At 68.3% G+C, this 19,956-nt stretch carries 14 protein-coding genes and 2 pseudogenes; 14 read left to right on the top strand and 2 right to left on the bottom strand.

What is annotated here, in order from left to right; genetic code table 11:
* The first annotated feature begins 409 nt into the window (after positions 1–409).
* The 13 genes and pseudogenes from ABZ939_RS16465 (at position 410) to ABZ939_RS16405 (ending at position 15,901) form a co-directional block, all read left to right on the top strand.
* Positions 410–2,047, top strand: coding sequence for an ABC transporter substrate-binding protein (locus ABZ939_RS16465; protein WP_361854651.1), 1,638 nt, complete (start codon positions 410–412; stop codon positions 2,045–2,047).
* Positions 2,048–2,213: 166 nt separating this feature from the next.
* A complete protein-coding gene (locus ABZ939_RS16460; protein WP_361855207.1) occupies positions 2,214–3,146 on the top strand; it encodes an ABC transporter permease in 933 nt (310 codons plus the stop codon).
* Positions 3,139–4,095, top strand: a complete 957-nt coding sequence (locus ABZ939_RS16455) for an ABC transporter permease (RefSeq protein WP_361854648.1) — start codon at positions 3,139–3,141, stop codon at positions 4,093–4,095. Before ABZ939_RS16460 ends, ABZ939_RS16455 begins: the two co-directional genes overlap by 8 nt.
* A 14-nt stretch (positions 4,096–4,109) precedes the next feature.
* Entirely contained in the window at positions 4,110–5,168 is a 1,059-nt protein-coding gene (locus tag ABZ939_RS16450; protein WP_361854645.1) for an ABC transporter ATP-binding protein, read from the top strand.
* Positions 5,161–6,309 (top strand): dipeptide ABC transporter ATP-binding protein, encoded by a 1,149-nt coding sequence (locus ABZ939_RS16445; RefSeq protein WP_361854642.1) that lies wholly within the window; start codon positions 5,161–5,163, stop codon positions 6,307–6,309. Before ABZ939_RS16450 ends, ABZ939_RS16445 begins: the two co-directional genes overlap by 8 nt.
* A 301-nt stretch (positions 6,310–6,610) precedes the next feature.
* Positions 6,611–7,684 carry an N-acetylmuramoyl-L-alanine amidase gene (locus ABZ939_RS16440; protein WP_361854639.1) on the top strand — a complete coding sequence of 358 codons (1,074 nt, stop codon included), beginning with the start codon at positions 6,611–6,613 and terminating at the stop codon, positions 7,682–7,684.
* A 176-nt stretch (positions 7,685–7,860) separates the two neighbouring features.
* Positions 7,861–9,486, top strand: a complete 1,626-nt coding sequence (locus ABZ939_RS16435; protein ID WP_361854636.1) for an ABC transporter substrate-binding protein — start codon at positions 7,861–7,863, stop codon at positions 9,484–9,486.
* Positions 9,487–9,568: 82 nt separating this feature from the next.
* On the top strand, positions 9,569–10,492 hold the full coding sequence (locus ABZ939_RS16430; RefSeq protein ID WP_361854633.1) for an ABC transporter permease: 924 nt from the start codon (positions 9,569–9,571) through the stop codon (positions 10,490–10,492).
* Positions 10,485–11,471 (top strand): ABC transporter permease, encoded by a 987-nt coding sequence (locus ABZ939_RS16425; RefSeq protein ID WP_361854630.1) that lies wholly within the window; start codon positions 10,485–10,487, stop codon positions 11,469–11,471. Before ABZ939_RS16430 ends, ABZ939_RS16425 begins: the two co-directional genes overlap by 8 nt.
* A gap of 6 nt (positions 11,472–11,477) precedes the next feature.
* On the top strand, positions 11,478–12,452 hold the full coding sequence (locus ABZ939_RS16420) for an ABC transporter ATP-binding protein (protein WP_361854627.1): 975 nt from the start codon (positions 11,478–11,480) through the stop codon (positions 12,450–12,452).
* Positions 12,445–13,530 carry a dipeptide ABC transporter ATP-binding protein gene (locus tag ABZ939_RS16415; RefSeq protein WP_361854624.1) on the top strand — a complete coding sequence of 362 codons (1,086 nt, stop codon included), beginning with the start codon at positions 12,445–12,447 and terminating at the stop codon, positions 13,528–13,530. The genes ABZ939_RS16420 and ABZ939_RS16415 overlap by 8 nt, the downstream gene beginning before the upstream one ends.
* A 217-nt stretch (positions 13,531–13,747) precedes the next feature.
* A complete protein-coding gene (locus ABZ939_RS16410; protein ID WP_361854621.1) occupies positions 13,748–14,689 on the top strand; it encodes a hypothetical protein in 942 nt (313 codons plus the stop codon).
* Positions 14,690–14,779: 90 nt separating this feature from the next.
* Positions 14,780–15,901, top strand: a pseudogene (locus tag ABZ939_RS16405) (IS630 family transposase).
* A gap of 22 nt (positions 15,902–15,923) precedes the next feature.
* Here ABZ939_RS16405 and ABZ939_RS16400 read toward each other — a convergent pair.
* Positions 15,924–16,004, bottom strand: a pseudogene (locus tag ABZ939_RS16400) (hypothetical protein); the annotation flags it as partial.
* A gap of 18 nt (positions 16,005–16,022) precedes the next feature.
* Positions 16,023–16,298: a hypothetical protein gene (locus tag ABZ939_RS16395; RefSeq protein WP_361854618.1), complete on the bottom strand. Its 276-nt coding sequence runs from the start codon at positions 16,296–16,298 to the stop codon at positions 16,023–16,025.
* Between the two features lie 337 nt (positions 16,299–16,635).
* Here ABZ939_RS16395 and ABZ939_RS16390 point away from each other — a divergent pair, with 337 nt between their 5' ends.
* Complete coding sequence (locus ABZ939_RS16390) at positions 16,636–19,815, top strand: hypothetical protein (protein WP_361854615.1); 3,180 nt, start codon at positions 16,636–16,638, stop codon at positions 19,813–19,815.
* Positions 19,816–19,956 lie beyond the last annotated feature (141 nt).

The following is a 19,956-nucleotide window of genomic DNA, read 5'->3' as shown; positions in this document are numbered from 1 at the left end:
CGTAGTGCGGACGCAAGATCGGACAAGGGCCCGGACCCCCGCAGACACTGTGGGGGTCCGGGCCTTTCGTCAAATCCATTTCATGGCCCCGGTGTCCGTATATCGACCGTCGCTCTCCGGAACGTGTGTTAACGGTCCGTTTCGCGTGTGTCTGTCTGTGATCGCTTTGTCCGGATTTCGGTCTCAAGGGCCGGGGTGATGTTGTCAAACCGAGACCACTTAAGTGTGGTTTACAGCCCTGACGTACTTAATAGTTGGCTCCATTGAGCTCGGGTCAATGGGTCACGCACTGTGGGGAGTGCCGACTCACGAGCACACTCGGGGTACGTGAGTGAATCGCCGTCAGGGGTGTCGGCGGACTCGAAGTACCCCCTCTTGTAGTGACAAGTGGACTCATGAGGAGGAACCCATGCGCGGTGCCAAGAGCGCCAAGTGGGTAGTGGGCGCGATCGTCGTCGCCCTGGCAGCGACCGCCTGTGGCGGGGGTAAGAGCGACGGCGGCGACGCCAAGGGCGCCGTGGACCCGAACGGGATCTTCTCGGTCGAGCTCGGTGAGCCGGAGAAGCTCCTGCACACCGGTGACACGATGGAGTCCAACGGCTCCCTGGTCATGTCCGGTCTGTTCTCGACCCTGGTCGACTACAAGGCCGATGGCTCGCTGGAGATGATCAACGCCGAGTCGCTCACCACGACCGACTCGAAGACGTGGACGGTCAAGCTCAAGCCGGGCTGGACGTTCCACGACGGCACCCCGGTGACCTCGAAGTCCTTCGTGGACGCGTGGAACTGGAACGCCAACGTCAACAACGCCATGGGCCTTGCCTCGTGGTTCTCCGACATCAAGGGCTCCGAGGCTCTGCTGCCGGAGAAGGAGGGCGCCAAGCCCACCGCCGACAAGCTCACCGGCCTGAAGATCGTCGATGACAACACCTTCACCATCGAGCTGAAGAGCCCGGTTCCGGCCTTCGGTCACAAGCTCGCGTACATCCCCTTCGCGCCGCTGCCGGAGTCGTTCTACAAGAACCCCAAGGCTGCCGGTGAGAAGCCGGTCGGCAACGGTCCCTACAAGTTCGAGTCCTGGGACCACAAGAAGCAGATCAAGATCGTCCGCTACGACGCCTACAAGGGCCCGAACAAGGCGAAGAACGGCGGTGTGGTCTTCAAGAACTACACCGGCCTCGAGGCCGCGTACGAGGACCTGAAGTCCGGCAACCTCGACGTCCTGCGCCAGATCGGTCCGAAGGACCTCCCGGTGTACCACCAGGACCTTGGCGAGCGCGCCGTGGACGCGGACCACTCCGCCATCCAGTCCATCGCGGTCGCGTTCTACGCCGACCAGTGGTCGAAGCCGAAGCCGGTCGACGTCAAGGTCATCCAGGGCCTGTCGATGGCCATCGACCGTGCCACCATCACCAAGACGGTCCTGCAGGGTACGCGTGAGCCGGCGACCGGCTGGGTCGCCAAGGGCGTCCTGGGCTACCAGGAGAACGCGGCGGGCGACGTCACCAAGTTCGACCCGGCCAAGGCCAAGGAGCTCATCAAGGCCGGCGGCGGTGTCCCGAACAACGCGATCACCATCCAGTTCAACGCGGACGGTGGTCACAAGGAGTGGGTCGACGCTGTCTGCAACAGCATCACCCAGTCCACGGGCGTCAAGTGCACCGGCGACAGCAAGCCGGACTTCCAGGCGGACCTGGCTGCTCGCAAGGGCAAGCAGGTCAAGTCCATGTACCGCTCCGCCTGGTCGCTGGACTACCCGATCAACGGCAACTTCCTGAGCGACCTGTTCCGCACGGGTGCCGCGGGTAACCAGGGTGGCTTCTCCAACAAGGACCTGGACGCGAAGCTCGCGGCCGCCGAGAGCGCCGCGACGCTCGACGAGTCGGTGAAGCTGTTCCAGGAGGCCGAGAAGTCCCTGGTCAACTACATGCCGTCGATCCCGCTCTGGTACTACAAGGTCAACGCGGGTTACTCGGAGAAGGTCTCGGGCGTCAAGTACGACCAGGCCGGCGACCCGATCCTGCACGGCATCGAGGTTACGAAGTAACCACGTCCGCGTAGTCCGCACGCCGATGCGGGGCAGACCGTCGCCCCGCATCGGCACCCTACGCAGTGGCCGGGGGGCCCTTCCATGACAGTCGCGTACCCACCGGGGCGCGGCTGACGAGGGAGGGCCCGTCCGGCTGCCGCTGTGACATCTCAACGGAGGCATGATGGGGCGCTATGTCGCACGACGACTGCTCCAGATGATCCCGGTCTTCATCGGGACAACCCTGCTGATCTTCCTCATGGTCTACAGCCTGCCCGGCGACCCCGTCGCGGGTCTGTTCGGCGACAAGGGCGCGGACCCGGCGACGCTCGCGAAGATCAGACACGAGCTCGGGCTCGACCAGCCGCTGCTCAAGCAGTACTGGGACTACATGACCAACATCATCCTGCACTTCGACTTCGGCAACCAGATCCGCAACGGTCGCCCGGTCACCGAGGTGCTGGGTGACGCGTTCCCCGTCACGCTGCAACTGGCCGCCCTGGCCTTCGCCTTCGAGATGGTGTTCGGCATCGGTCTCGGCATCATCGCCGGCCTCAAGGCCGGCCGTCTGGCCGACAACGCGATCCTGATCTTCACCCTGCTGATCATCTCGATCCCGGTCTTCGTGCTCGGCTTCATCATCAAGATGGTGTTCGCCTTCGAGCTCGACTGGATCGCCCCGAACGTCAGCAACGACCAGCTGCTCTCCGAGATGATCGCCCCGGCCATCGTCCTCGGCGGTCTCTCCCTCGCCTACGTCGCTCGCCTCACCCGTACCTCGATGGCGGAGAACCTGCGCGCCGACTACATGCGCACCGCGGTCGCAAAGGGTCTGCCGAAGCGCCGCGTCATCGGCGTCCATCTGATGCGCAACTCGATGATCCCTGTCGTCACCTTCCTCGGCACCGACATCGGCTCCCTGATGGGCGGCGCGGTCGTCACCGAAGGCATCTTCAACATCAAGGGTGTCGGTGGCCTGATCTACGAGTCGATCACCCGCCGCGAGGGCACGACCCTGGTCGGCCTCGTCACCATCCTGGTGATCGTCTACCTCGTCACCAGCCTGCTCATCGACCTGCTGTACGCGGTCCTGGACCCGAGGATCCGTTATGCCTGACGTGACCAAGACCGCAGCCACCGCTGTCGAGGATGCCGTCGCACCCCCCTCCGCGGCGGATCCGACGCCGGTGGTGCAGCGGGAGAAGGCGCGCAGCCTCTGGGGCGACGCCTGGCGTGACCTGCGCCGCAACCCGTACTTCCTCGTGTCGTCGGTGCTGATCTTCTTCCTGCTGCTGATCTCCGTCTTCCCGAGCCTGTTCACCAGCGCGTCCCCGACCGCCGGTGACCTCGTCAAGCACTACGTCGGCAAGCCCGAACTGGGCAACATCGGCTCCCCGGGCTGGCTCGGCTACGACATCCAGGGCCGCTCCGTGTACGCCCGCCTGATCTACGGCACCCGTGCCTCGATCATCGTCGGCGTCTGCGTCACCCTGATCGTCACCGTCGTCGGCGGCATCATGGGCATGATCGCGGGTTACTTCGGCGGCGTCGTCGACGCGGTCCTCTCCCGGATCACCGACATCTTCTTCGGCATCCCGTTCCTGCTCGGCGCCATGGTCGTCCTGCAGTCCTTCACCGAGCGCACCGTGTGGGTCGTCGTCTTCGCCCTCGCGTTCCTCGGCTGGACCCAGATCACCCGCGTGATGCGCGGTGCCGTGATCACCGTCAAGCAGGCGGACTACGTCCACGCGGCGAAGGCCCTCGGCGCCGGCACGACCCGGATCCTGTTCCGGCACATCCTGCCGAACGCCATGGCTCCGGTGATCGTGGTCGCGACCATCGCCCTCGGTGGCTACATCTCCGCCGAGGCGACCCTCTCGTACCTCGGTCTCGGCCTCGCCGCCCCGACCGTCTCGTGGGGTGTCGACGTGTCGGCGGGTGTGCAGGCGATCCGTACGTCGCAGCACATCCTGCTGTACCCGTCGATCATGCTCAGCATCACCGTTCTGGCGTTCATCATGCTCGGCGAAGCCGTACGCAACGCCCTCGACCCCAAGCTGCGCTGAGGAGGGCGTACATCGTGAGCCTTATTGACAAGACCGCGAGCGTCCCCGCCCCGCGCGGGGGCGACGACTACAACGGTCCACTGCTCGAAGTCCGTGACCTGCACGTGGAGTTCCACACCCGCGACGGTGTGGCCAAGGCGGTCAACGGAGTCAACTACAGCGTGAACGCCGGCGAGACGCTGGCCGTGCTCGGCGAGTCCGGGTCCGGCAAGTCCGTCACCGCGCAGGCCATCATGGGCATCCTCGACATGCCGCCCGGCAAGATCCCGCAGGGCGAGATCTTCTTCCGCGGCGAGGACATGCTCAAGATGTCCTACGAGGAGCGCCGGAAGATCCGCGGCCGCAAGATCGCGATGATCTTCCAGGACGCGCTGTCGTCCCTCAACCCGGTCCTCACCGTCGGCTACCAGCTCGGCGAGATGTTCCGGGTGCACCACGGCCTCTCCAAGAAGGAGGCCAAGGCCAAGGCCATCGAGCTGATGGACAAGGTCAAGATCCCCGCCGCCGCGGCGCGGGTCAACGACTACCCCCACCAGTTCTCCGGCGGTATGCGCCAGCGCATCATGATCGCCATGGCACTCGCCCTGGAGCCTGACCTGATCATCGCGGACGAGCCCACCACGGCGCTCGACGTGACCGTCCAGGCCCAGGTCATGGATCTCCTCGCGGAGCTCCAGCAGGAATACAACATGGGCCTGATCCTGATCACCCACGACCTCGGCGTCGTCGCCGACGTCGCGGACAAGATCGCGGTCATGTACGCGGGCCGGATCGTCGAGTGCGCGCCCGTGCACGAGCTCTACAAGCGCCCGGCCCACCCGTACACCCGGGGTCTGCTCGACTCGATCCCGCGCCTGGACCAGAAGGGCCAGGAGCTGTACGCGATCAAGGGCCTGCCGCCCAACCTGCTCCGCGTGCCCGCCGGCTGCGCCTTCAACCCGCGCTGCCCGAAGGCCGACGACATCTGCCGCACGGAGATCCCGGCCCTCGCCCCGGTCACCGAGCAGGACGGCACGGAGCTGCCGGGCCGCGGCAGCGCCTGCCACTTCTGGAAGGAGACGATCCATGGCTGAGCTCAGCAAGAACGGTGAGGCCGCGGACGCGACTCCGAACGTCACCGACGTGCACACGGTCGAAGCCGCGAGCGAGGCGGAGGCCGTAGCCGCCATCGAGGCTCCGGTCGAGCGCGGTGAGCCGATCCTGCAGGTGCGCAACCTGGTCAAGCACTTCCCGCTGACCCAGGGCATCCTGTTCAAGAAGCAGGTCGGCGCGGTCAAGGCCGTGGACGGGGTCTCCTTCGACCTCTACCAGGGCGAGACCCTCGGCATCGTCGGCGAGTCCGGCTGTGGCAAGTCCACGGTCGCCAAGCTGCTGATGAACCTCGAGCGGGCCACCGCGGGCGAGGTCTTCTACAAGGGCCAGGACATCACCCGGCTGTCCGGCCGCGCGCTGAAGGCCGTCCGCCGGAACATCCAGATGGTGTTCCAGGACCCGTACACCTCGCTGAACCCGCGTATGACGGTCGGCGACATCATCGGCGAGCCCTTCGACATCCACCCCGAGGTGGCCCCGAAGGGCGACCGGCGCCGCAAGGTGCAGGAGCTCCTCGATGTGGTCGGTCTGAACCCCGAGTACATCAACCGCTACCCGCACCAGTTCTCCGGCGGTCAGCGCCAGCGCATCGGCATCGCCCGCGGCCTCGCGCTCAACCCGGAGATCATCATCTGCGACGAGCCGGTCTCGGCCCTGGACGTCTCAGTCCAGGCGCAGGTCATCAACCTGATGGAGAAGCTGCAGGACGAGTTCAACCTCTCCTACGTCTTCATCGCGCACGACCTGTCGATCGTCCGGCACATCTCCGACCGGGTCGGCGTGATGTACCTCGGCAAGATGGCCGAGATCGGTACGGACACGCAGATCTACGACCACCCGACGCACCCCTACACCCAGGCGCTGCTGTCGGCGGTCCCGGTTCCGGACCCGGAGGCCCGCGAGGGCCGCGAGCGGATCATCCTCACCGGTGACGTCCCCTCGCCGGCCAACCCGCCGTCGGGCTGCCGCTTCCGCACCCGGTGCTGGAAGGCCGAGGAGAAGTGCTCCACGGAGGTCCCGCTCCTGGCGATCCCCGAGCGGTTCCAGGGTCAGGACACCCCGGCCGCGCACGAGTCGGCGTGCCACTTCGCCGAGGAGAAGGACGTCATCCACGCGGCCTGACGCCCGCTCGATCCTCGGATCATCACGGCCGGTCCCCGGCGCCATACGGCGCCGGGGACCGGCCGTTTCGCTGCCCGGGGGACTGCTCTTGCCGTGACGTGGGCCGCGGTACGCCCGTGCGTTCCCCCACCGGGGCGCCGTCCCGCGGGTGACGGCTGGTGCTGGACCGGCCTCCCACGGCGTGTACTACGGCGGCAGGGGCAGGGCGTACGCGCAGATGGTGAACGACAGGGACATCCTCGCGCGGGCCTGCGAGGGCGTCCCACTGAAGCCACCGACAGCGATCGAGGACTGACGCTTCATGACACCGGTCACCGAATCGACCCCCCGTCGCCGTTCCCTGCTCACCGGCGCACTCGCCCTCGGCGCGGCCACCGCGCTCCCCCTGGGCGCGGCCGGACGGGCCAGGGCCGCCGACGGACCCGCCATCGCGGACTGCACGGCCTGGGGCGCACGCCCGTCGAGCAGCCCTGGCAGGATCCTTCCCACCCCGCCACAGAAGATCATCGTGCACCACACGGCCACGCCGAACGTGACCGACCACTCCCTGTCCCATGCGTTCAAGCTCGCGCGCGCCATGCAGAACTGGGCGATGGACGACCGGCACTGGAACGACACCGGCCAGCACTTCACCGTCAGCCGCGGCGCCCACGTCATGGAGGGCCGCCACAGCAGTCTGGCCACCCTGCGGGGCGGCAGCCGGACGGTCGAGGCGGCCCACTGCACGGGCCAGAACACGATCGCCATCGGCATCGAGAACGAGGGCACCTACACCTCCGTGGACCTGCGTGGCCCGCAGTACGCGGCGCTGGTCGAGCTGTGCGCGCACATCTGCCGCCAGTACGGGCTGCGGACCTATCAGATCTACGGCCACCGGGACTTCAACGCCACCCTCTGCCCCGGCGACCGCCTCTACGCGATGCTTCCGCGGCTGCGGCGGGACGTCGCCTCGCTCATCGGTGGGGACCCGACGGCTCCGGTGTGGCCGCTGCTGCGCAACGGCGACTCCGGTGCCCGGGTACGGGCGCTCCAGCACCTGCTCGTCGAGCGCGGCGCCACGATCACCCCCGACGGCGCATTCGGGCCGGCGACGGAGAATGCCGTACGGAACTTCCAGTCCCTCGTGACCGCGACACCCGACGGTCACGCCGGCAACCAGACCTGGCACCAACTCGTCGCGCCCGTACGGCGTGGCGCCGGCGGCGAGGCCGTCAAGGCGGTCCGGCTCCTGCTGACGGCCCGGGGGGTTCCGACCACGGTGGGCGGCGGGTTCGGCCCCGGCACACAGGCGGCGGTCACCACCTTCCAGAACAGCGCGGGGCTGCCTGCCGACGGCCTCGTCGACGCCCGCACCTTCAGCCGCCTGCTCGGCTGACCGACACCCGGCACGGCCGCCGACGAGGAGTTCGCCGCCGTGTCGCCCGAGCGGAAGCCGTTCGAATGACCCGTGGGAGCCGTCCAGCCCTGAACGGGTGTGGATGGCGTGCGGGATGCGCGATTCGAGGTGATATTGGGGCCTAAGTGCGACTTAGGACACTCAGGAGGCACCTCATGCGCGGAGCCACGCACGCCAAGTGGGCCGCATTGGCCGCCGCCGTCGCCCTCGTGGCGACCGCCTGCGGTGGCGGCGACGACGGCGGCGGTGGTGGTGCCGACGGGATCGTGAGCTCCTCGTGGGGTGATCCACAGAACCCGCTCGAGCCCGCGAACACCAACGAGGTGCAGGGCGGCAAGGTCCTTTCCATGATCTTCCGGGGGCTCAAGCAGTACGACCCGAAGACCGGCGAGGCCAAGAACATGCTCGCCCAGAACATCGAGACGACCGACTCGACCAACTTCACCATCACCCTCAAGGACGGATGGACCTTCTCCAACGGGGAGCCCGTCACCTCGTCCTCCTTCGTGGACGCCTGGAACTACGGGGCCAGTCTGAAGAACAACCAGAAGAACGCCTCCTTCTTCGGCCAGATCGAGGGCTACGACCAGGTCCATCCCGCGCAGGGCGAGCCCACCGCCCAGACCATGTCCGGGCTCAAGGTCGTCGACGACAAGACCTTCACGGTCAAGCTCACCCAGAAGTTCTCCACCTGGCCGGACACCCTCGGCTACGCGGCTTTCGCCCCGCTGCCCAAGTCCTTCTTCGACGACCACGCCGGCTGGCTGGCCAAGCCCGTCGGCAACGGCCCGTACACCGTCGACTCGTACGCCAAGGGCTCACAGATGGAGCTCAAGCGCTGGGACGGCTACCCCGGGTCCGACAAGGCGCAGAACGGCGGTGTGACCCTCAAGGTCTACACCGACAACAACACCGCCTACACGGACCTGACGGCCGGAAACCTCGACCTCGTCGACGACGTCCCCGCCTCCCAGCTGAAGAACGTCGAGGCGGACCTCGGCGACCGGTACATCAACGTCCCGGCGGGCATCATCCAGACCCTCGGCTTCCCGTTCTACGACCCTGCGTGGAACAAGCCCGGCCAGGAGAAGCTCCGTCAGGGCCTGTCCATGGCGATCAACCGCGAGCAGATCACCGACACGATCTTCCAGAAGACCCGGACCCCCGCCATCGACTGGACCTCCCCGGTCCTCGGCGAGGAAGGCGGCTACAAGGACATCTGCGGCGACTTCTGCAAGTACAACGCCGCAGAGGCGAAGAAGCTGGTGGCCGAGGGCGGCGGTATCCCCGGCGGCACGATGACGATCTCGTACAACGCCGACACCGGCTCCCACAAGGAGTGGGTGGACGCCGTCTGCAACTCCATCAACAACGCCCTCGGCAACAACCGGGCCTGCGTGGGCAATCCGATCGGCACCTTCGCCGACTTCCGCAGCCAGGTCAGCACGCAGAAGATGAAGGGTCCGTTCCGCGCCGGCTGGCAGATGGACTACCCGCTCATCCAGAACTTCCTCCAGCCGCTGTACTACACCGACGCCTCGTCCAACGACGGCAAGTACACCGACCCGGAGTTCGACAAGCTCGTCGACCAGGCCAACGCCGAGTCCGACATCAACAAGGCCGTCGAGACCTTCCAGAGCGCGGAGGAAGTCCTCCGTGACGACATGGGGGCCATCCCGCTCTGGTACCAGAACGGCAGCGCGGGCTACTCCGAGCGTGTATCCAACGTGACGCTGAACCCCTTCAGCGTCCCCGTCTACGACCAGATCAAGGTCGGCTGACGCAGCTCGTCGGCGTACGGCCCGGCCCCGCGTCCCCCCGCGTGCCGGGCCGTACGACTTCCCTCCACCCTCGGAGCCCCTCATGGGACGTTATGTGATCCGGCGTCTGCTGCAGATGATCCCGGTCTTCATCGGCGCCACCCTGCTGATCTTCCTCATGGTCAACGTGATGGGCGACCCCATCGCCGGCCTCTGCGGCGACCGCGCCTGCGACCCGGCGACCGCCGCCCAGCTGGAGAAGGAGTTCGGCCTCGACAAGCCGGTCTGGCAGCAATACCTGATCTACATGGGCAATCTCTTCACCGGGGACTTCGGTACGGCCTTCAACGGCCAGCCGGTCACCGAGCTGATGGCGAGCGCCTTCCCGGTCACCATCCGGCTCACCATCGTCGCGATCCTCTTCGAGATCGTCATCGGCATCAGCCTCGGTGTCCTGACCGGCCTGCGCCGCGGCCGCCCCATCGACACCAGCGTGCTGCTGCTCACGCTGGTGGTCATCTCCGTCCCGACCTTCGTCACCGGTCTGCTGCTCCAGCTGCTGCTCGGAGTGAAGTGGGGGTGGATCAAGCCCGCCGTCTCGCCCGAGGCCACCTTCGACGAGCTCATCGTCCCCGGTCTCGTCCTCGCCTCCGTCTCCCTCGCCTACGTCACCCGGCTCACCCGCACCTCCATCGCCGAGAACAAGCGCGCCGACTACGTCCGCACCGCCATCGCCAAGGGCCTGCCGCGCCGCCGGGTCATCAGCCGCCATCTGCTGCGCAACTCGCTCATCCCGGTGGTCACCTTCATCGGCGCCGACATCGGCGCGCTGATGGGCGGCGCCATCGTCACCGAGCGGATCTTCAACATCCATGGCGTCGGCTACCAGCTCTACCAGGGCATCGTGCGCCAGAGCACCCAGACCGTCGTCGGCTTCGTGACCGTCCTCGTCCTGGTCTTCCTGGTGGCGAACCTGCTCGTCGACCTCCTGTACGCCGTCCTTGACCCGAGGATCCGCTATGCCTGAGCCGCTTGAGCCGTTCGACGACGGCCGCGCCATCGACCACACGGGGGCGGGTGGCGCCACGGATCTCGCCATGGAAGAGGGCGAATCCTTGGAGAAGACCCCCGGCGGTCCCCTGGGCACCGGCACCGCGGGCAAGCCCCGCTCCCTGTGGTCCGACGCCTGGCACGACCTGCGCCGCAACCCCGTCTTCATCATCTCGGGACTGATCATCATCTTCCTGGTGATCATCTCCATCTGGCCCTCCCTGATCGCCAGCGGAGACCCCCTCCAGTGCGACCTCTCCAAGGCCCAGGAGGGTTCCCAGCCCGGCCACCCCTTCGGCTTCAACGGCCAGGGCTGCGACGTCTACACCCGTACCGTGTACGGCGCCCGGACCTCCGTGAGCGTCGGCGTCCTCGCCACCCTCGGCGTCGCGATCCTCGGCTCCGTACTCGGTGGCATCGCCGGCTTCTTCGGCGGCGCCTCGGACGCCTTCCTCTCCCGGATCACCGACGTCTTCTTCGCCATCCCGGTCGTCCTCGGCGGACTCGTCCTGCTGTCCGTCGTCACCAGCAGCACGATCTGGCCCGTCATCGGATTCATGGTGCTCCTCGGCTGGCCGCAGATCTCCCGCATCGCCCGCGGCGCGGTCATCACCGCCAAACAGAACGACTACGTCCAGGCCGCCCGCGCGCTCGGCGCCTCCAACTCCCGGATGCTGCTGCGCCACATCACGCCCAACGCCGTCGCGCCGGTCATCGTCGTGGCGACCATCGCCCTCGGTACGTACATCTCCCTCGAAGCGACGCTGTCCTACCTGGGCGTCGGGCTGAAGCCGCCGACCGTCTCCTGGGGCATCGACATCTCCTCGGCCTCGCAGTACATCCGCAACGCCCCGCACATGCTGCTCTGGCCGGCGGGCGCGCTCGCCATCACCGTGCTCGCGTTCATCATGCTCGGCGACGCGGTGCGCGACGCCCTCGACCCGAAGCTGAGGTAGCCGCCCATGCTGCTCGAAGTGAGCGATCTGCACGTGGAGTTCCACACCCGGGACGGGGTGGCGAAGGCGGTCAACGGCGTCAGCTACTCGGTCGACGCGGGCGAGACCCTGGCCGTGCTCGGCGAGTCCGGCTCCGGCAAGTCCGTCACCGCACAGGCCGTGATGGGCATCCTCGACATCCCACCGGGGAAGATCACCGGCGGCGAGATCCGCTTCCAGGGTCAGGACCTCCTGAAGCTCAAGGAGGAGGACCGGCGCAAGGTCCGGGGCGCGAAGATGGCGATGATCTTCCAGGACGCGCTGTCCTCCCTCAACCCCGTCATCACCGTCGGGGACCAGCTCGGCGAGATGTTCGAGGTCCACCAGGGGATGTCCCGCAAGGACTCCCGGGCCAAGGCGATCGAGCTCATGGACCGGGTCCGTATCCCGGCCGCCAAGGAACGAGTGGGGCAGTACCCGCACCAGTTCTCCGGCGGTATGCGGCAGCGCATCATGATCGCGATGGCGCTCTCCCTCGAACCGGATCTGATCATCGCGGACGAGCCGACGACCGCGCTCGACGTCACCGTCCAGGCCCAGGTGATGGACCTCCTCGCCGAGCTCCAGCGCGAGCTCAACATGGGCCTCATCCTCATCACCCACGACCTCGGCGTCGTCGCCGACGTCGCGGACAAGATCGCCGTGATGTACGCGGGCCGGATCGTCGAGACCGCCCCCGTCCACGAGATCTACAAGGCACCCGCGCACCCCTACACCCGCGGTCTGCTCGACTCGATCCCGCGCCTGGACCAGAAGGGCCAGGAGCTGTACGCGATCAGGGGCCTGCCCCCGAACCTGCTGGCCATCCCGCCCGGATGCGCCTTCAACCCGCGCTGCCCGCTGGCCCGGGACGTCTGCCGCACCGACGAGCCGCCGTTGTACGAAGTGTCGGAGGAACGCCGCAGCGCGTGCCACTTCTGGCAGGAGGCCATCCGTGGCTGAGCCGATTCTCCAGGTCCGGGACCTGTACAAGCACTACCCGCTGACCCGGGGCATCCTCTTCAAGAAGCAGGTCGGCTCGGTCAAGGCGGTCGACGGCGTCGACTTCGACCTGGCGGCGGGGGAGACCCTGGGCATCGTCGGCGAGTCCGGCTGCGGCAAGTCGACCGTGGCCAAGATGCTGGTCAACCTGGAGCGCCCGACCTCCGGGTCGATCCGCTACAAGGGCGACGACATCACCCAGCTGTCCCCGAAGGCCCTGCGCGCGGTCCGGCGCAACATCCAGATGGTGTTCCAGGACCCGTACACCTCGCTGAACCCGCGTATGACGGTCGGCGACATCATCGGCGAGCCGTACGAGATCCACCCCGAGGTGGCCCCGAAGGGCGACCGGCGCCGGAAGGTCCAGGACCTGCTGGACGTGGTCGGGCTCAACCCGGAGTACATCAACCGCTATCCGCACCAGTTCTCCGGCGGTCAGCGCCAGCGCATCGGCATCGCCCGCGGCCTCGCGCTCCAGCCGGAGATCATCGTCGCTGACGAGCCGGTCTCGGCGCTCGACGTGTCCGTCCAGGCCCAGGTGGTGAACCTCCTGGAGAAGCTGCAGGACGAGTTCAACCTCTCCTACGTCTTCATCGCGCACGACCTGTCGATCGTCCGGCACATCTCCGACCGGGTCGGCGTCATGTACCTCGGCCGGATCGTCGAGGTCGGCACGGAGGCGCAGATCTACGACCACCCCACGCACCCGTACACCCAGGCGCTGCTCTCCGCGGTGCCCGTACCGGACCCGGACGCGCGGGAGCACCGTGAGCGCATCATCCTCGCCGGGGACGTGCCCTCCCCGGCCAACATCCCCTCGGGCTGCCGCTTCCGTACGCGCTGCTGGAAGGCCCAGGAGCGCTGTCGGCTGGAGGTCCCGCTGCTGGCGGTCCCGGCGGAGTTCCGGCTGGCGGACACCCCGGCGAAGCACGACTCCGCCTGCCACTTCGCGGAGGAGAAGCACGTGGTGCCGACGGAGGACGAGGGCGAGCGGGACGAGGGCAGGCCGGGCGAGGGCAGGCCGGACGAGCCGGAATAGCCCGATCGCCATATGCGTGCAAACCGCCGTCAAATTCTTTAACGCGCAGGCAACTTGGCCGACCCCGCTCCGATATACGAACGCGGCACGCTCGACAGCGTACGGCCGTGCGGGTGCCGTAGGCCGGCCGGGACGCGCCATGTCGCCCCGGCCGGCCGCCCGCCCGCATATGCGGAATCGCTTGTTTCGTTGCGTCGCGACCGTGAGTATCTGCGTCGTGACAGTGACTCGCGCAGCACGTCTCACGGGCGCCGCCCTCTCCGCCGCACTGGCTCTCATCACCGCCGGGTGGCTCCTGCGGGACCTCTCCGCCCTCGGCGGCTCGCCGGCCGAGCTCGCCTGGTACTGGGCCGGCGACCACCGCACGCTGCGCGGCCGGTCCGCCACCTCGGGGTTCGACCTCATCCTGACGGGCGTCTACATCGCCACCGCCGTCGCGGCCCTGCGCTCCCCGGTCGCCGCCTCCGCCCTGGCCGCCACGGGAGCCCTCACCCTCGCCCTGCGGCTGCCCGGACTGTGGGCGACGGCCGCCGGCTCCGACGCGCTCCTCACCACGCTCTTCCACCTCGCGCTCGCCGCAGCGCTGCTCGTCGTCGCCGCCGTCGGCCGGCGCCCCGCCAACGCCGCGTACGAGGCCGTCCCGACCCGTCCCCGGACAGGCCCCGCCGTCACCGCCGCCGTCCTGCTGCTCATCGCCGGCCTCGTCGAGACGGCCTGGGAGATCTACTGGGCCCTCGAACTCCCCGCCGAGTTCACCGTCGACCGTTTCACCGGCGGCCGCTCCGTCCTCGCACCGATGCTGGCACCCCCGCCCGGCTGGCTCGCCGCCGTCCTCGTCCTGCTGACGCTGACCGCTGCAGGCAGCGCCTTCGCCCGCCCTCCGTACTCCCGCCCCCTCGGCCTGGTCACCGGGGCGTTCCTGTGCGGCGGGGGACTGATGGGCTTCCTCATGGGCGTGCGGTACGGCCTCGTCGAGAACTTCTTCCGCGGGGACGAGACGCAGCAACTCAGCGTCCTCTCCTCGGTGTTCTACGTCCTCGCGGGGGCCACCGTCCTCGTCGTCCTGGCCGTCCGGGGCGAGCGCCGGGTCGCCCCGGCCCCACCGGGCACCCCGGCCCTGGCGCCGACCCCGCCGTACCCGCGCCCGCCCGGCTGGTGAGCCCCTAGTGCTCTGACCGCATAGGTTCGCCGGGTTGGTGGTCGTGGCGGTTGGATGTGGGTGACGTTCGATCCGATCGCTGGAGGTGCGGTGGCCGAGCCTGTCCGTGTGCGCAGACTGACCGATCAGGAAGGACAGAAGCTGCAGCAGATCGTGCGCCGGGGCAGCACCAGTTCGGTGCGTTACCGGCGTGCGATGATGCTGCTGGCCTCGGCCAGCGGGAACCGGGTGCCGGTGATCGCCCAGCTGGTGCAGGCCGACGAGGACACCGTCCGGGATGTGATCCACCGGTTCAACGAGATCGGCCTGGCCTGCCTGGACCCTCAGTGGGCGGGAGGCCGTCCCCGCCTGCTCAGCACTGACGACGAGGACTTCGTCGTCCAGACGGCCACCACCCGCCCCGCCAAGCTCGGCCAGCCCTTCACCCGCTGGTCACTGCGCAAACTCGCCGCCTACCTGCGCAAAGTCCACGGCCGGATCATCCGCATCGGCCGCGAGGCGTTACGCAGGCCTGCTCGCCCGCCGCGGCGTCACCTTCCAGCGCACCAAGACGTGGAAGGAGTCACCCGACCCAGAGCGCGAGGCGAAACTGGACCGGATCGAGGATGTCCTGGACCGGTTCCCGGACCGGGTATTCGCCTTCGACGAGTTCGGCCCCCTCGGCATCCGGCCCACCGCGGGCTCGGGCTGGGCCGGACAGAGGCGCCCCGACCGGCTGCCGGCCACCTACCACCGCACCCACGGGGTCCGGTACTTCCACGGCTGCTACTCGGTCGGCGACGACCGCCTGTGGGTGTCAACCGCCGCAGGAAGGGCGCCGCGAACACGCTGACCGCGCTGAAGTCGATCCGTGCCGCCCGGCCCGACGGAGCACCCATCTACGTGATCATGGACAAGCTGTCCGCTCACAAGGGCAGCGACATCCGCCGATGGGCCGGGAAGAACAAGGTCGAGCTGTGCTTCACCCCGACCTACGCCTCGTGGGCGAATCCGATCGAGGCGCACTTCGGACCGCTGAGGCAGTTCACCATCGCCAACTCGAACCACCCCAACCACACCGTGCAGACCCGGGCCCTGCACGCCTACCTCCGCTGGCGCAACGCCAACGCCCGCCACCGCGACGTCCTGGCCGCCGAACGCAAGGAACGCGCCCGCATCCGAAGCGAGAGAGGCATCCGCTGGGGCGGACGCCCCCTGGCCGCTGCGGCCTGACCGACCCGGCGAACCCATGCGGTCAGAGCGCTAGGCTCCGGGCGTGCAGTTTCAGAGCCTCAAGCAGGGCGGTCCCGAACCCACGGTTGCGCTGGGAGGGGACGACATAGAAGTTCGTGACTTAGCCGACGGGGGTGTTCTCCTCGTAAGGCTCCGGGACTCGCTCGACGAGGTGGAGGAAGACGTGGCCGCAGATCTCTTCCTCGATTTCGAGGACCCAGGCCAGCCACCGTCCGCCGTCGAGCCGCTCCCGGATCCACTCCTCGGCCTGGTCCATGGACCGAGCCGGTGAGGGGAGATCTCCCTCGTAGTCCTCTTGCTTGAAAGCCCAGCGTAGTCGGGCCAGAGCGGGATCGTCAGCGACGCGGGCCTGGCGCACGCAGGAGTCCGTGGTCATCGGGGAAGTCTCGCGCACCCTGATCGTTTCACGCTCCCGTTTCCCTGTGCAGTCCGCGCGGCGACTCAGCGGCCGTGACGGCAGAGGATCGCGGCGGACCGGCGACGGGACCTCTACAGTGGCCGCTTCCCGGAGGGTCCAGCCTTCGTGCTCACCCCCGGCTGCGCCTTTCGCCGGGTCGGAAACGTTTCGGCTTCGTCCCTTCGGGCGGAACCCGAGTCCGGGATGCGGACGGGCGGCCACACCTGCTGGCACGATGCGTCAGCGAATGATCCCTTGCTCCGCACTCGCCTGGTTGGCGCGCTAGTAGGGGATTCGTGTGCATGCGGGAGGCAGAATGCCGAATTCCACCCCACCATCCTCCACCCCACCTTCCACCAGCCTGGCCGCCCCAGCGGCCGCTCCGCCGTCACTCCGGCGTTGTCTCGGACGGCGCCTGGTCGCGGTCGCCACGGCGACCGCCCTGCTCCTGCCCGGCCTGTGGCTGATGCCCGGGCTACCGGCGCCGGCCGCGGCCGCCGACCCACCGCCGCTGGCCATGACTGTCACCGTCAGCCTGGACTGGTTCGAGCGCTTCGAGGTCCCGGACGACGGCATCGACGAGGAAGGCGAGTTCTACCCGGAGGTGAAGATCGGGGACAACGCGCTCCAGACGGGCCGGATCGTCTCCGACGACGCCTTCCACGCCAGCACCATCCCGAACCCGTGGGTCTTCACGCAGCAGGTCACCCTCTCCGGCGACCAGACCACGTTCCCCGTCGGCATCCAGATCAAGGACGAGGACGGTGGAGCGAACGTCGCGGACGACCGGATGGACATCAGCCCGCAGAACCAGGACATCGACCTCAACCTCACGTACAACGCCCTCAACGACACCTGGACCGGCGACTCGCTCGCGTACGGGTTCATCCCCCCGGACCCGCCGTGTTACGACCGCGACGGGAACCCGCAGGGCCAGGTGTGCGCCGTCGGTGAAGGCGACCCGAATTTCCCCAACGCCGGCGACGGCAAGCGGGCCGCGGTCGGCGTGACCATCACCACCAGCAACCACAGCGACGCCGACCAGGACGGCATCGCCGACCGCTACGAGCGCTTCGGCGTGCGCAACCCCGACGGTTCGATGGCCGTCGACCTGCCGTCCCTCCAGGCAAACCCGCTGCACAAGGACGTCTTCGTCGAACTCGACTACTCGGACGGCTCCCAGCCCTCCCATGAGGCGATCCAGGTCGTCGAGCACGCCTTCGCGGCGGCCCCACTGTCCAACCCCGACGGCGCGGACGGCATCACGCTGCACGTCGACTCCGGAGGCCTGCACGACACGCAGGCCATGGAGGGCCCGCCCGAAGGCACCTGCACCGACGGACTGGACAACGATGGCCTCAACGGTGCGGACGGCGCCGATCCGGACTGCAGGGACCGCGAACTGGGCGTCGAGGACTTCAAGGTGGCCACCTGCAGCAACGGCATCGACGACGACACGGACGGCAGGCCGGACGAGCAGGATCCGGACTGCATCGTCGGCGACGACCTGGGGGGCGGCAACCCGATCGCGTTCCCGCTGAACAACTGCGACGACGAGGAATTCGACACGGAGTACTACAACACGAAGGCGCGCAACATGCAGCTGCAGCGTCGGAAGGTGTTCAACTACGTCCTCTACACCACTCACAGCGCCGGGTGCGCCGCGGGCGGCCTGGGCTCGATTGGCGGGACGGACATCATCCTCTACCGCGCCGACGCCGGGGGCCTCATGCACGAGCTCGGCCACAACCTCGGGCTCAACCACGCGGGCACGGACGCGAGGCCCAACTGCAAGCCGAACTACGTGAGCGTGATGAACTACTCCATGTCTGAGGGCATCCCGCGCGTGGGCGGTGGGCACATCGTCGACTTCTCCCCGGCCCGGATCACCCTGTTCGGCCAGTCGCCCGGCGACAACCTGCCGGGCCGGTCCCGGGAGGTGCTGCCCGACCTCAAGGAGGACGACCTCCACGAGAGCATCTTGCTCGACCCGCAGGACGGGGTGAACCAGTTCGTCTTCCTGGACGGTGCGGGTGCCGTGCGCACCGTTCCCCTGAACCGGAACCCGGACTGGAACGGCGACAACTGGCCGGGCTTCGGCGACGACGGCGACGCGAAGCAGATCGTCAACATCGATGCAATTACAGGCCAGCCGGACTGCGCCAACATGACCACTGACGAGTTGCTCACGGGCCACAACGACTGGGCCCGGGTCAAGGACTTCATGCCGAACCGCTTCCCCAAGGCCGGCGGAGCGCCGGCCGCGAACGAGGACCCGCCCCTGCCGACCGCGGAGGAGGCGGCTCGGATCCGCGGACTCCGCAACACCACCGACCTCACCCTGGCACTCACCGACGCACCGGACCCGGTCGCCGCCGGCGAGCGCCTGACCTGGACGGTCGGCGTCACCAACAACGGCCCGAACTCCTCCACGTCCACCCAGATCACGACCGAGCTGCCGGCCGACGTCACCGACCCCACCACCACCGGCCCCTGCCTGGTCTCCGGCCGGACGGTCACCTGCAACCTCAGCGAGGTCCCGCAGGGAACCCACCGGGAATACACGATCAGCGCCCAGGTCCCGGCCGACCTGGTCTACCGCAACGGCGGCCCGAAGACGATCACGGCCACCTCCACCGTGGCCAACCTCGCCGGCCCGGACGCGCAGCCGGCCGACAACACCACTACCTCCGACACCAGGGTGATCGCGAAGGCGGACGTACGGATCACCGATGCCCGGGCCACCAGCCCGCTGGAGGTGCTCATCGGCGAGCCCGCCACCGCCTCGCTGGAAGTCACCGTCGCCAACGCCGGCCCGTCCAGCCCGATCGACACCCTGCTGACCACCACGGCCGCCGCGGACGCCGGCGTCACCGTCACACCCGCGACGCAGACTGCACAGCAGACGGCGCTGCGCGTGGGCACTCCGCAGAAGGCCACGTACGCGGTGCAGCTCGCGTGCACCTCGCCGGGCCTGAAGCAGGTACGCCTGGACTCCCGCCTGGCGCTGAAGAACGCGGAGGACGTCGACCCGGACCCGAGCAACAACACCGCCTCCACCTCGTTCCGGATCGACTGCGTGGTGCCGATCGCGATCAACGTCCGGCCGGGCGGCTTCCCGAACGCCGTCAACCTCAACACCGACGCCACCCTGGCCGCGCTGACCACCCGGGTCGGCGAGTACGGCCTGCCGCTGGCCTTCAACGCGACGGCGATCGACGTGTCCCAGACGTACTGGGGCCTGCGGGAGCGGCTGTTCAACACCGCCACCCCCGCCGGCGCCCGGGAGGTCCACGGCAGGGGCCACCCCGGTGACTCCTACGAGCTGGACGAGCGCACCCGCGACGGCGACACCGACAACGTCATGCACTTCAAGCCCAGTGAATCGGGACTGACCCTCGCCTCCACCCGGGCCTGCCTGAAGGGCAAATACCGGGCCGCGGGCGGCCAGGTGTACACGTTCCTGGGCTGCGACTCCGTGAGGGTGGTGAACTGACGCCCGACGCGGAGACCTGAACGTGCCGCAGGGCCCCACCTCCGGGCACAGACGTAGGTGCTCACCAGGTCGACGTCGCCGCCCACGCACCAGGCGCGGTCCTCCGGCCACCACAGGTCGGGGAGTTCGGCGAACTCGTCC

Source organism: Streptomyces sp. NPDC046712, assembly GCF_040645695.1.
Lineage (GTDB): Bacteria > Actinomycetota > Actinomycetes > Streptomycetales > Streptomycetaceae > Streptomyces.
The sequence above is the reverse complement of the archived record's forward strand: the minus strand, read 5'-3'. Positions and strand labels throughout refer to the sequence as shown.

Bases quoted from the DNA above. Each gene is read 5' to 3' on its own strand.
- ABZ939_RS16465 (WP_361854651.1), top strand. From the start codon at position 410: ATGCGCGGTGCCAAGAGCGCCAAGTGGGTAGTGGGCGCGATCGTCGTC.
- ABZ939_RS16460 (WP_361855207.1), top strand. From the start codon at position 2,214: ATGGGGCGCTATGTCGCACGACGACTGCTCCAGATGATCCCGGTCTTC.
- ABZ939_RS16455 (WP_361854648.1), top strand. From the start codon at position 3,139: ATGCCTGACGTGACCAAGACCGCAGCCACCGCTGTCGAGGATGCCGTC.
- ABZ939_RS16445 (WP_361854642.1), top strand. From the start codon at position 5,161: ATGGCTGAGCTCAGCAAGAACGGTGAGGCCGCGGACGCGACTCCGAAC.
- ABZ939_RS16440 (WP_361854639.1), top strand. From the start codon at position 6,611: ATGACACCGGTCACCGAATCGACCCCCCGTCGCCGTTCCCTGCTCACC.
- ABZ939_RS16435 (WP_361854636.1), top strand. From the start codon at position 7,861: ATGCGCGGAGCCACGCACGCCAAGTGGGCCGCATTGGCCGCCGCCGTC.
- ABZ939_RS16430 (WP_361854633.1), top strand. From the start codon at position 9,569: ATGGGACGTTATGTGATCCGGCGTCTGCTGCAGATGATCCCGGTCTTC.
- ABZ939_RS16425 (WP_361854630.1), top strand. From the start codon at position 10,485: ATGCCTGAGCCGCTTGAGCCGTTCGACGACGGCCGCGCCATCGACCAC.
- ABZ939_RS16420 (WP_361854627.1), top strand. From the start codon at position 11,478: ATGCTGCTCGAAGTGAGCGATCTGCACGTGGAGTTCCACACCCGGGAC.
- ABZ939_RS16395 (WP_361854618.1), bottom strand. From the start codon at position 16,298: ATGACCACGGACTCCTGCGTGCGCCAGGCCCGCGTCGCTGACGATCCC.
- ABZ939_RS16390 (WP_361854615.1), top strand. From the start codon at position 16,636: ATGCCGAATTCCACCCCACCATCCTCCACCCCACCTTCCACCAGCCTG.